Below are 12374 nucleotides of genomic sequence, written 5' to 3'. Positions count from 1 at the left end.
ATGTCACAATTTAAGCCAGCTATTACACTGGCGTTCAGCGGGGCGTCGGGTGCGCCCTACGGATTGCGTTTACTCGAAGTACTGGTGGCGCTGGATTATCAGGTTTATGTGTTGATCTCCAGTGCTGCCCGAGTGGTGCTGGACACCGAATCGAATATCAAATTGTCTGGTAATGAAGACAAGGCCACAGTACAGCTCAGCGAGCTCTATCAGGCCAAAGCAGGACAGATCCAGGTGTTTGGGAAAGACAACTGGTTTAGCCCGGTGGCATCGGGCTCTGCGGCTCCTAAGAAAATGGTGGTCTGCCCATGCAGTGCAGGGAGTGTATCGGCCATTGCCATGGGCGCGTCCGACAACTTGCTGGAGCGCGCGGCCGACGTGGTGATCAAAGAGCGTGGTGAGCTGATCCTGGTGCCCAGAGAAACGCCGTTCAGTGCCATTCATTTGGAAAATATGCTCAAGCTGAGTCGGCTAGGGGTCACCATTATGCCCGCAGCCCCCGGTTTTTATCATCAGCCACAAAGTATCGAGGACTTAGTCGATTTCATGGTGGCGCGTATTTTAGATCATCTCGGGATAGAGCATCGGTTAGCAAAGCGCTGGGGCTACGGCGACTAAACCTCAGCAGCGGTAATACATCACAGGCGCTGAGATGTGGCGCTTTTTACCAGACTGGGTAACAAAGCGCATTGGTACAAAGTAAGTGAAAACAACAACATGGGGATGTGAGGAAAAACAATAACATGACAAAGGCATTAAATATATCTGGCCTGCGTAAGGTCTATAGCAACGGCGTTGAGGCCGTCAAAGGGATTGATTTACAGGTTGAGCAGGGCGACTTCTTTGCGCTGCTGGGCCCAAATGGTGCCGGTAAGTCGACGACTATAGGTGTGATTTCATCCTTGGTGAACAAAACGGCGGGTCAGGTGGAAGTATTTGGCCAAAGCATAGACACCGATTTGGAAGCGGCTAAATCTCATCTGGGCCTGGTGCCACAGGAATTCAATTTTAACCAGTTTGAAACCCTTAATCAGATTTTGGTCAATCAGGCGGGGTACTATGGTGTACCAAGGGCTCAGGCCCATGAGCGCGCCGAGAAATATCTAAAGCAATTGGGTTTACTGGATAAAAAAGACAAGCAGGCACGGACTTTATCAGGTGGTATGAAACGCCGTTTGATGATTGCCCGTGCGCTTATGCATGAACCTAAGCTGCTGATCCTGGACGAACCAACAGCGGGTGTTGATATTGAACTGCGCCGCTCAATGTGGGATTTCTTACGTGAAATCAATGCTCAGGGTATCACTATTATTCTGACCACCCATTATCTGGAAGAAGCTGAATTGCTGTGTCGTAATATCGCCATTATCGACCAGGGCAAGATTGTCGAACATACGACCATTAAAGCCTTGCTGGCGAAGCTGGACAAAGAAACCTTTGTACTGGACCTCAAGGCACCCATTAATCCGGTTAACTTGGCAGGTTACGAGTTTGTCCTGACAGACGATCATACGCTGGAAGTTGAAGTCGCGAAATCTCAGGGGCTTAATGGGGTATTCACCCAGCTGAATGAACAGGGTAATACCGTGCTGAGTATGCGAAATAAGGCAAACCGTCTGGAAGAGTTGTTTGTCGGGTTGTTGGAACAGGGGCGCAGCGAATGAAAATCTTAAACTACGGCGTAGCACTAAAAAGTATTTGGATAAAAGAGTGCATTCGTTTCTTACGGATCTGGGTACAAACTCTGGTGCCACCGGCTATTACCATGACTTTGTATTTTGTGATTTTTGGCTCTCTGATCGGCTCACGCATTGGTGAAATGGGCGGGTTTAGCTATATGGAGTTCATTGTGCCGGGTCTTATTATGATGTCGGTGATCACCAACTCCTATTCAAACGTGGCATCAAGCTTTTATTCTACTAAGTTCCAGAAAAGCATTGAAGAGTTGTTAGTGGCACCTGTGCCAAACTACATCATAGTGCTGGGATATATAGGCGGCGGCATGGCGAGGGGTATGCTGGTAGGTCTGATAGTGACTCTGGTCAGCCTGCTGTTTGTGGATATTCAAATTCACAACTTGGCGGTAATTGTATTAACGGTATTGCTGACTTCTGCTGTGTTTGCATTGGGTGGTTTGATCAATGCCGTCTTTGCCAATAGCTTTGATGACATCAGTATCATTCCAACCTTTGTGCTGACACCACTGACTTATCTGGGCGGGGTGTTTTACTCCATCACCTTGTTGCCGGAATTCTGGCAGGGGGTGTCTCAGATAAACCCAATCATCTACATGGTGAATGCGTTCCGTTATGGCTTCCTGGGGGTGTCTGATGTCAATATTACCCTGGCCTTTGGTGTATTGCTGGGCTTCATCACCGTGCTATTTGCAGTGGCACTGAACCTGATCAAGCGCGGGGTTGGCTTGCGTCATTGATCATCAGGCTATCAAGCAAGGTGGCAGGGGGAGACTCTGCCACACAACCGCTTACTTAATCTTGCAGAGTGAGATAAAATACTCGCAATATTTTTCACACTACGAGCCACAACACGCTGTTATGTCAGACGCCAATTCCAGAAGCATCACCAGTAATCAGACCGGACTGCATGAAAAGTTAGATGAGGTAGTCCAAAAGCACCTCAATACGCCATTCAAAAAACCCATTGCTGTGCATACACAACAAGCCTTTGAGCAGGTAAATGAGAAAGTGCAGGCATTCGATGGTCCGATCATTCTGGATTCCTGTTGTGGGGTGGGGGAAAGTACGGCGAATTTAGCCAAACTACACCCGAACGCGTTGGTCATAGGTATTGATAAGTCAGAGCATCGACTTGAAAAGCACGACATTGAATATAAGCAAACAGAGTCGGGTCACTATATTCTGGTTCAGGCAGATCTGAATGATTTCTGGCGTCTTGCCTGCGAGGCCAACTGGCAGCCAAGTCATCATTACTTGCTTTACCCTAACCCTTGGCCTAAAGCGAAACACCTGCAAAGGCGCTGGCATGGTGCGGCGGTATTCCCATATATCGTGAAGCTGGGGGGACGACTTGAACTGCGCAGTAACTGGGCAATTTATGTTGAGGAGTTTGCCCGCAGCCTGGCACTCGCGGGAGTTCAGGCAACGGTAAGCGACTATGAAAGTGACACAGCCATGACGCCTTTTGAGCGTAAGTACTGGGCCAGTGGGCAACAAAGTACCCGGCTGATTGCTCAGTTATAAGGTTTCCCTATCACTTGTGTTATAGCAGGTGATAGGTCAGGCACTGGCCTGGAAATCTCTCCCTATATTGCTCTGGTTGACATTGATGTGTGGGCCAGGTGCACCAATCAAGCTCCCTTCAACCAACTTAACGTTGCAGCTTAGCAATTGCTCCAGTTGATATTTACTTTGTACACCGTCTACCAACAAAGTGATTTGGCGCTCATGGCAGAGCCTGGCAATGTGTTCAATATATTCATGCAGTTCGCTCTCTTCACTTAGCTGCTCTATAACGCTGGAAGTAAGCTTAACGCTGTCTATGGTGAGCTTCAGCACCCGGCTGATAGTCAGCAATCCACTGTTGCTCGACGCAACCATGATATTCACACCTTTGCTTTTTAGCACATTGATATAAACCCGCATGTCGGCAAAGTGTTCAATCACTTCTTGTTCTTCGAGTTCAAAGGTAATTTTTGCCGGCTGCGGATAGCGCCTGAGTTGCGCAAAAATAAACTCCATGATTTGCGGGTCGGCCAGATCCTGCCAGCTCAGTTGCATGCTCCAGGCGTGATGTGATTTTCGAAAATGTGCGGTGCACAGTTCTAGCATGACTTTGGTTAGTTGAGAGCTCAGCCTGGAGTGGCGGATCACTTCTGAGAAAGATTCAGGACGTAAGATAAGGCCCTGCTCTGTGAGTACTCTCGGGGTGCAATGATATTGCTCGACGGCTTTGCTCTCAGTGTCCATGCGTGGCGTAAAGTAGGGCAGAATGCGGTGTTGTTCAAAAGCACTTTGAACTGTTTTTGCAATGGCGATGTGGGATTCCTGAATGGTTTTTATCTGCGTTGGATCTTGTCCATATATGCATACCCGTTGCTGTTTTTGTTGTGCCTGTCGGCATGCAATAAACGCATTCTCTAACAGCAGGCGTTTATTGCCACTGGCTATGCCTGCGGTTACCTGAATGTATAAATGTGGGTCCTGTAAAATCGGGGTTGTGGCAGGAAATTCATTGATCAAGCTACTCAGGTAGTGCTCTCCTTTGTTTGCGTCGCTCAATAACACCAGTTTTGCAGTGGCAAGGCGGTACACTTTAAATGGTGCGGTAAATTCACTGAAATGGCTCATCACCCTGCGTATGATCTCATCACCGACATCGGTGCCATAAAAACTCACGATCTCTTCCAACTCGTTGATTGCAATAATGGCCAAACTAAGGTGCTGAGTGGGGTTTTTGGCCAGATCCTGCTCTAAAGCCAGACGATTGGGAAATCCGGTACGCGGGTCGGTTGTCAGGGTTTTTCTCAGTATCAGCAAATACATCCCTGCTACCAGTAAAGCAACAGCAAAGAAAAAGCAGGCAGTAAACAAGGCTTCTTTAACGCTTTTTGCCAGTTCGGTTTGGATGTGCGATGTTTTAATATCGGCTCCGGTCAGATAGACCTTCCCGTCTCGTGTTACGTGAGGAATAAAAATGGTTTTGAAATGGCCCCACTTGTCTTCAGACACTTCGTATAGCGGCTGTGTTGAGCGAAATGCGCTTTTGTTAACCGAGGTTGCCTCGGGGTAGAGGTCGAGCATACGCGTGACTTTGTCTTGTAAGACATCATTTTGGGTGTAACTAGAGGCACTGAAACGGACATAGGGCGCATCATAGACCATGGCGTACACGTATTCGACACCCAGATGTTGCGCGAGTTGAGATAACTGCATACTCTTGTGGCGGTATTCGTCGCTGTCAATTTCGTTAAGCCGGTCATGATAGTCTTCTCCCAATATGAGCTGGGTACTGCGGGCTGCCATGAGGAGCTTTTGATCTATCCCTTGTACTATGGTGGTACGGGTCTGATGATAGGTGTAAAGCACATAGGCCGACAAAGAGGCAATAAAAACCACAAAGCCGATGACTATCCAGGTCAGAGATAAGGCCCTAAGCGCAAAATTCCGTTTATTCATTGTCAGTTTCCGTTTGAGTCTGCAAGTTTGGTGGGACGAATTGTTCCTAATACTATCCATTTCTGACAATGCTGACAAAATATTTAACGAATTTGCCTTATTTATGAACCCTATTCCTTACATGCATCGTACTAAATACTGGGTTTATTGTGCGATGCTGTGTCATCAGAGGTTCATCAAATTATCAAGCAGAGTTCATTTTTTTTGACTGCATTGCAGACTTTCCCATCACTTTACAGTAAAGTTAGTCATTTCGTATCAACTTGGCAAGGTAACTCCCCACATCAGTTACCCACGCATGATTAGGTATTAAAATGGGTCCAAAGCGTTGTGCAGTCGCTTCTGAAGAAAGCTTAATGCGTATCTTTACCGTTCCAGAAGCACCCAGCTCCACGTTAAGTGTAATAGAGCAGGAAATTTCCAGTAATCTGGCGGGCTTTCTGAATGAAAATATCGCAGCAATTGAAAAACCATTGCATGAGATAGAAAAAGACTTTCAGTCGGCAATGATCCCCGAAGAACCGATGTTTGTCTCTGACTATGCTCAGGATATTATGGAGCAATTGGTTGCGCATTCTGTACATACAGCGTCGCCAAGCTTTATCGGGCATATGACCTCAGCGCTGCCGCATTTTGTTCTGCCGTTGTCAAAGCTGATGGTCGGTTTGAATCAGAACCTGGTAAAAATAGAAACTTCAAAGGCCTTTACGCCTTTGGAGCGCCAGGTGCTGGGCATGATGCATCATTTAGCCTATGGCGAAGATGATACCTTCTATGAAAAGTGGATGCACAGTGCCAAGACTGCACTCGGCGCATTTTGCTCCGGGGGGACCATTGCCAACATTTCGGCTCTGTGGATTGCCCGCAACCGTTTGCTGGGGCCGGATGGTGACTTCAAAGGACTTGCCAGTGAAGGGATCATGGCAGCCATGTTGCACTATGGGTATAAAGGCCTGGCTGTGCTGGTGTCTGAACGTGGTCACTACTCGTTGGGTAAAGCTGCCGACGTTCTGGGCATTGGCCGCAGTAATTTCATTGCCGTGAAAACCGATGAGAACAATAAAGTTGACGTTGAGGCGATGCGCGCTAAGGCACAGACGCTGAGTGAGCAGGGTATTAAGGTCATGGCGATTGTTGGCGTGGCCGGCACTACTGAAACGGGCAACATAGACCCCTTACCTGAAATGGCGGCGCTGGCTCAGGAACTGGGATGTCATTTTCACGTTGATGCAGCCTGGGGCGGCGCGACTTTGTTGTCAGCGAGTTACCGTCATTTGCTTAAAGGCATTGAGTTAGCTGATTCGATCACCATTGATGCGCACAAGCAAATGTATGTGCCAATGGGCGCAGGCATAGTACTGTTTAAAGACCCCACCGCAACAGATGCCATAGAACACCATGCTGAGTACATTTTGCGTAAAGGTTCAAAAGATCTGGGTAGCCATACACTTGAGGGCAGTCGCCCTGGTATGGCCATGCTGGTTCATGCATGCTTACGGGTGATAGGCCGCAAAGGGTACGAAATGCTGATCGATAAAGGCATTGAAAAAGCACAATTTTTTGCAGACCTGATCCGCGAAGAAGACGATTTTGAGTTGGTCTCAGAGCCCGAGTTATGTCTGCTGACCTATCGCTATGTACCAAAACAGATCCGTCAGGCGATTGAACAAGCCGATGAACAGGAGCGCATCGACATTTATGCGGCGTTGAACCGATTTACTGCTAGTATGCAGAAGCGTCAGCGTGAATCAGGCCGCTCTTTTGTATCACGGACGCGCTTAACCCCTTCACAATATCAGTATCAGCCTACCGTGGTATTCAGAGTGGTGCTGGCCAATCCTCTGACTTCCAAGCAGATGCTAAAAGAAATTCTGGCAGAACAAAAAGGGTTAGCACAGAGCGATCCAGTCTTTAAAAAGTACCTGGCAAAATATATGGCTTAGTGCGTCTGTTTTCAGGGTTGGGCATGCCCGAACTAAAGAAAACAGTGCATTTTGTGACAGGCGCTATACTATTAGAGTGTGACAACGATATGGCATCACTTTGGGATGATGCCTGATTTCAACAGCTTTGCGACTTGGTAGTACCTTTGAATCGATTAACCCAGAGCACGCAAAAACTGCGGCGGATCAGCTCGCAAGAAGTCGATGTTTCCGGCGAACATCAGCGCTTTCTGCATGATATCATTTTTGAAGCAAAATCTTTGCTTCAGGTCGATCGTGTGTCGGTGTGGTTATTTGACGACATGCACAAGCCAGGCAAGCTGCTTAATTATGCCAATACAGACTGGCAGGCCGTGCCAAGCCAGCTACCGGTGCTGAGCATTGATGATTTTCCTGTTTACTTTGCCACCATTATTAGCGGTCAGTCGATTGCAGCAGAAAATGCCTGTACAGATCCTCGCACCTGCGAATTCACCGATATCTATCTCAAGCCTAATAACATTGCGACCATGCTAGATACTGCCATCTTTAAAAATGGTATTGCACTGGGTGTGGTGTGTTGTGAGGGACTGGCCGATGTACGCCAGTGGCAGGAGTGGGAGGTAACGATCACAGAAATGGTTGCGGATTGCTGTAGTCGGCGTTTGTTGGTACACGAGTTGTATCAAATGCAGGAAAAGCTCACTAAAATGGCCTTTCAGGACATGCTTACGGGTCTGAATAACCGGCGCTTTTTAATGGAGCACGCCAAGCGTGAAATGAGCCGTCATCAGCGTACTGAGCGTCCTATGAGTCTGATCATGATGGATCTGGACAGGTTTAAAAGGATCAATGACGATTTTGGTCATGATGCGGGCGATAAAGTGCTGCAAAAGTTTGCTCAATGTTGTCTGGACGTGGTGCGCGTTGAAGATTGTTTTTGTCGTCTGGGCGGTGAGGAGTTTGTGGTCTTATTACCAGAAACCTCGGTCAGTGATGCACATATGGTAGCAAACCGGTTATGTACTGCGGTCCGTGAGATGGAAGTGCGTCAGGAAAACACGCTTATCCATGTCACGGCCAGTTTTGGGGTTGCCGAAGTCAACCCCTGCATGCCATTCAGCCATGCCCTGAAAATGGCCGATCAGGCCGTTTACCGTGCCAAGGCGAATGGTCGTGACCAGATCCAGCTTGCCTATTAGTGACTCTTAGCACCTACTCTGAGGTGCGTCTCAGGTACTGTGGTTGAGCAGTGCTTTAAGCTTAGCCGGTTTAAGGGGTTTGCTCAGATAGTGGATCTGCGCCTGTTTAGCCTGTAATTTTAAAGGCTCGTCACGTACCGCAGTGATCAGTACCGCCGGGATCTGGGCGTTCCAGCATTGTCTTAATTCCGTGATCAAATTAACCCCGTTTTCATTATTATCGAGCTGATAATCCATCAGGATAAAATCCGGTGCCTGGCTTTGAGTGGCATACTGTCGGGCTTTGTCTGCCCTTTCAAACATCTGATAACTAAACTGCCATTTATCGAGCAAGCTGGCCATCGCAGCCAGATTCTTCGGATCATCGTCAACCACTACCAGATTCAAGCGGGTTTTTGCGCTTGGTTTTTGCTCTGACTGTGTGGTTTTTTGCTGCACTTGTTGTTGGTCGCCTAACGGCACTTCGACACAAAAACGGCTGCCCTTACCGGGGATTGACTGCATTTCTAACGGCATACTGAGCAATTCACACAGTCGCTTCACAACACCCAGCCCCAGTCCGACCCCTTTGTTATCGCCACTCTGAATACGGTAAAAGTCGTTGAATATTTTTTGCTGCTCATGCTCCGAGATACCGGGGCCTGTGTCCCACACTTCAATGCGGACACTGTGGCTGCGTCGACGACAGGCCAGCAAAACCCGCCCTTGCTCCGTGTATTTCACCGCATTGGAGACCAGGTTCTGCACAATTCGGCGCAGATAGGTAATGTCGCTGTGAATGATTTGGTGGCTGGTACGCACTTGTAATGACAGGCCTTTTTCCTGACATAAAATGGCGTATTCATTGGCCAGTGGTGACATGATGTCGTTGATATCAAAATGGCGGGGGGTTGGCTTCATGGCGCCTTGTTCCAGCTTGGCAATATCCAGCAACGCCGACATCAGATGAACGGTTGAATCCAGGCTGGCACCCAGTTTTTCCAGGTTGCTGCGATCATTGCCTTGTAACTTATCTTCATCGATCGCCGCCAGGTAAAGTCGGGCAGCATTCAGGGGCTGCAAAATATCGTGGCTTGCCAGGGCCAGAAAGCGGGTTTTGCTGTCATTGGCGCGTTCAGCTTCCTTTTTAGCGCCTACCAGGGCTTGTTCGGTTTCTTCCCGGCTGGCTATCTGCGCTTTCAGATCCTGATTGATCAGGCGAATTTCCTGGGTGCGCGCTTCAATGCGGTTTTCCAGATCCATATTCACCTCTTCAAGCGCGTTTTGGGTGTCGATATGGCTGGTGATGTCGGAAAAGCTGGTAACAAAGCCACCTTCTGGCAGCGGATTACCTGTCATTTCGAACACCTGACCATTGCTGCGGTGACGAATAAAGTGGTGGGGCGTGCCATTTTTCAAATGTTGTACGCGTTTTTCGACTAGCTTTTCTAACTCTCCGGGGCCACATTCACCGCGTTCAGCGTTGAAGCGGATCACTTCTTCTATACTCTGACCCACCTGCAAAAAACCATCCGGATATTCAAACATTTCATGATAACGGCGGTTCCAGGCAACCAGGTTGAGATCTTTATCGACGACCGAGATACCATGACTGAGGTTTTCCAAAGATGTAAACAGCAGGTTTTGGTTGAACTGTAACGCTTGCGTGGTTTCATCAAAAAAGTTAACTACTTCTTCAAAGGCGAGTTGCTTGCCCGAAGATACGGCGTGGATCAGGGCACGGGCAGAGGAGGCGCCTAACACGCCGGTCAGGGCACGCTCACAAAAGGCAATGAAATCAGCACTCGGATAGGCGTTACTGTCTTCAATATCGTGATTAATCGCGTAATGGCTGAGCAACTGCTGACTGCGCTGGATCCCTAAAAAGGTCTGTAGCAATACCGTAAAGTCGTACACTGTGGCTTTGACATCTTTGTTAAGCCGTTTGGCTGCACTGGCTTGCTCCCAGGGGCTGACAAACGCGGCCGCCTGGATCTTATCAATGAGACGCTCATATGCACCCAGTGAGAAGCTGATATAACAACTGATATTGGCCAGTAATGCCAATAAGGTGCCCCGGGTGATGATGGTCTGGCGGGTTTCAAAATCCAACGCACTGCCGGCTTCAATGACAGGAAACATCAGAAACAACATCCAGCACAAAAAGCCGGCCAGTAACCCGGCATAGACGCCATAAGCATGGCCTTTTCGCCAATAGAGCCCGCCGACAATGGCTGGCAATAACTGAGTGACCAAAGAAAACGCGACCAGGCCCATGTTGGCAAGCGCTTCGCCATGGCCAAACCATTGCTGATAAAGAAAAGCCAGCACCAGGATAGCGGCAATGATAAAGCGTCGGATCAGCAAAATTCGGGTTTTATAATTACTGGTGAGGCGGTTTTTCTTAAACTTGCGCTTTATCAGCAAAGGGAGCACCACATCATTGGAAAGCATGGTACTGAGCGTCAGTGTGGCGACCACTATCATAGCGGTGGCTGCTGATAACCCGCCGATGAATACAAAGGTGGTGATCAACGGGTGACCCTGCATCATCGGTAGAGCCAGCACAAAGCTGTCTGCAGCAACGGTTTGGCCGATATTGGGGTGAATGGCTGCCGTGGCAATCGGCAAAATCATTGCGGCAATCAGGATAAGGTAAACCGGAAACGCCCAGCGGGCAGTGCGCAGATGTCGACTATCCTGATTGTCGACCACAGTAACGTGAAACTGACGAGGTAAGCAGATGATGGCTGCTGCGGCCATCAGTGTCTGGCCGACAAAGTTGAAATTGGTAAAATCAAAGCCCTGCCAGTGAGCAAATAACAAGGTGGTTGAGCCACTCTGAGTTAGCAGCGCTTTTATAGCTATCACAGCCACTGCGACCAGTGCCAGTAACTTGATGAGCGACTCAAATGCGACAGCCAGCATCAGTCCGGAGCGATATTCGGTGACATCAACTTTGCGGGTACCAAAAAAGATCGCAAACAGGGCCATTAATAAAGTGCCGGTCATGGCCAGCATGCCCCCGGAAATTGGGGTGCCCTGTTGTAACAGTAAAAAGCTGCTGCTCAGCGCCTTGAGCTGCAACGCAATATAGGGAATGGTGGCCAGCAAGGCTATCATAGTGACCATCACCGCGGTGGTTTGGCGCTTACCATAACGTGCTGAAATAAAGTCGGCGATGGTGGTGATGTTTTGTTTTTTACTGACCAGGATCAGTTTGCGTAAAAAGCCCTGACCAAACATAAACAGCAAGGCTGGGCCCAGTAAAATGGGCAAATAGTGCCAGCTACTGGTCGCTGCAGTGCCTACTGATCCGTAATAGGTCCATGAGGTACAATAAATACCCAGTGCGAGGGCATAAACAAAAGGGTGATGGCTGATCCGGGTTGCAGCCGGCGTTGTTTTGTCCCCCCAGTTGGCGAGCCAGAAGAGTAAGCCGATATAGGCGATGGCAACGAGGATCAGTGCAGCCGTCATGATGAGCCCTTGTGATAATTTTTGTTATTGTCTCTGTGCTTTTTAAAGTAGCATCACTTGCAAATAATCCAAAGTGACATAATCACCTGATTTTACATAATTATTCGATTTTTATTGAATTAATTAGACTAATGTCTTATCCCTGAGATACACCTTCCTCTAATCGCAGTTTTCCCTCAGTAAATTGTTTAACTTATTGATTTTATATATTTTGTTTAGCTTGGATATGTCTCTGTTTTGCAGTTTACGTAAACGTAACCTTGTTGTTACGACTAAGGTCTCAATTTCTTCTTGACGCCCCATTGCTACAGTCAAAAGGTCATTAACACCAGCACATCGGCAACAGATGTGTGAAAGGGGACTTATCATGGCTTTTAAAAGTGAAGAACAAGCAAAAGCATATTGGTCAGAGAATCTAGCCTTAATGTTTAAGCTATTAGTAGTGTGGTTTGTGGTGTCTTTTGGATGCGGCATTCTGCTGGTTGATGTACTCAACGAGGTTCGCTTCTTCGGATTTAAGTTGGGTTTTTGGTTTTCGCAGCAGGGCGCAATTTATACCTTCGTTGCTTTGATTTTTGTCTATGTATTCAAAATGGATGCGCTGGACAAAAAATACGGCGTGGATGAATAAGGAG

9 protein-coding genes are annotated in these 12374 nt (G+C 48.1%); 7 read left to right on the top strand and 2 right to left on the bottom strand.

Going from position 1 to position 12374, the window contains the following annotated elements:
- The 4 genes from CWC22_RS16900 (at position 1) to trmB (ending at position 3221) form a co-directional block, all read left to right on the top strand.
- Positions 1 to 618: a flavin prenyltransferase UbiX gene (locus tag CWC22_RS16900; RefSeq protein ID WP_138538517.1), complete on the top strand. Its 618-nt coding sequence runs from the start codon at positions 1 to 3 to the stop codon at positions 616 to 618.
- Positions 619 to 743: 125 nt separating this feature from the next.
- On the top strand, positions 744 to 1664 hold the full coding sequence (locus CWC22_RS16895; protein WP_010383482.1) for an ABC transporter ATP-binding protein: 921 nt from the start codon (positions 744 to 746) through the stop codon (positions 1662 to 1664).
- Positions 1665 to 1666: 2 nt separating this feature from the next.
- Positions 1667 to 2434, top strand: coding sequence for an ABC transporter permease (locus CWC22_RS16890; RefSeq protein ID WP_125559197.1), 768 nt, complete (start codon positions 1667 to 1669; stop codon positions 2432 to 2434).
- 121 nt (positions 2435 to 2555) lie between these two features.
- On the top strand, positions 2556 to 3221 hold the full coding sequence (gene trmB, locus CWC22_RS16885; protein ID WP_138538516.1) for a tRNA (guanine(46)-N(7))-methyltransferase TrmB: 666 nt from the start codon (positions 2556 to 2558) through the stop codon (positions 3219 to 3221).
- Between the two features lie 36 nt (positions 3222 to 3257).
- On the opposite strand, the gene CWC22_RS16880 is transcribed toward trmB, so the two are convergent.
- Entirely contained in the window at positions 3258 to 5156 is a 1899-nt protein-coding gene (locus tag CWC22_RS16880; RefSeq protein WP_138538515.1) for a GGDEF domain-containing protein, read from the bottom strand.
- Between the two features lie 314 nt (positions 5157 to 5470).
- Here CWC22_RS16880 and panP point away from each other — a divergent pair, with 314 nt between their 5' ends.
- Entirely contained in the window at positions 5471 to 7099 is a 1629-nt protein-coding gene (panP, locus tag CWC22_RS16875) for a pyridoxal-dependent aspartate 1-decarboxylase PanP (RefSeq protein ID WP_125559096.1), read from the top strand.
- A gap of 146 nt (positions 7100 to 7245) precedes the next feature.
- On the top strand, positions 7246 to 8280 hold the full coding sequence (locus CWC22_RS16870) for a sensor domain-containing diguanylate cyclase (RefSeq protein WP_125559098.1): 1035 nt from the start codon (positions 7246 to 7248) through the stop codon (positions 8278 to 8280).
- 30 nt (positions 8281 to 8310) lie between these two features.
- Here the strand turns inward: CWC22_RS16870 and CWC22_RS16865 are convergent, their stop codons facing one another.
- Positions 8311 to 11739 carry a PAS domain-containing hybrid sensor histidine kinase/response regulator gene (locus tag CWC22_RS16865; protein ID WP_138538514.1) on the bottom strand — a complete coding sequence of 1143 codons (3429 nt, stop codon included), beginning with the start codon at positions 11737 to 11739 and terminating at the stop codon, positions 8311 to 8313.
- Positions 11740 to 12106: 367 nt separating this feature from the next.
- Between CWC22_RS16865 and CWC22_RS16860 the strand changes: the two genes are divergently transcribed.
- Positions 12107 to 12370, top strand: coding sequence for a DUF4212 domain-containing protein (locus tag CWC22_RS16860; protein ID WP_010383473.1), 264 nt, complete (start codon positions 12107 to 12109; stop codon positions 12368 to 12370).
- Positions 12371 to 12374: the final 4 nt, after the last annotated feature.

The sequence above is a fragment of the Pseudoalteromonas rubra genome, from assembly GCF_005886805.2.
In the GTDB taxonomy this organism is placed as follows: domain Bacteria; phylum Pseudomonadota; class Gammaproteobacteria; order Enterobacterales; family Alteromonadaceae; genus Pseudoalteromonas; species Pseudoalteromonas rubra_D.
The sequence above is the reverse complement of the archived record's forward strand: the minus strand, read 5'-3'. Positions and strand labels throughout refer to the sequence as shown.

Bases quoted from the DNA above. Each gene is read 5' to 3' on its own strand.
- CWC22_RS16900 (WP_138538517.1), top strand. From the start codon at position 1: ATGTCACAATTTAAGCCAGCTATTACACTGGCGTTCAGCGGGGCGTCG.
- CWC22_RS16895 (WP_010383482.1), top strand. From the start codon at position 744: ATGACAAAGGCATTAAATATATCTGGCCTGCGTAAGGTCTATAGCAAC.
- trmB (WP_138538516.1), top strand. From the start codon at position 2,556: ATGTCAGACGCCAATTCCAGAAGCATCACCAGTAATCAGACCGGACTG.
- CWC22_RS16880 (WP_138538515.1), bottom strand. From the start codon at position 5,156: ATGAATAAACGGAATTTTGCGCTTAGGGCCTTATCTCTGACCTGGATA.
- panP (WP_125559096.1), top strand. From the start codon at position 5,471: ATGGGTCCAAAGCGTTGTGCAGTCGCTTCTGAAGAAAGCTTAATGCGT.
- CWC22_RS16865 (WP_138538514.1), bottom strand. From the start codon at position 11,739: ATGACGGCTGCACTGATCCTCGTTGCCATCGCCTATATCGGCTTACTC.
- CWC22_RS16860 (WP_010383473.1), top strand. From the start codon at position 12,107: ATGGCTTTTAAAAGTGAAGAACAAGCAAAAGCATATTGGTCAGAGAAT.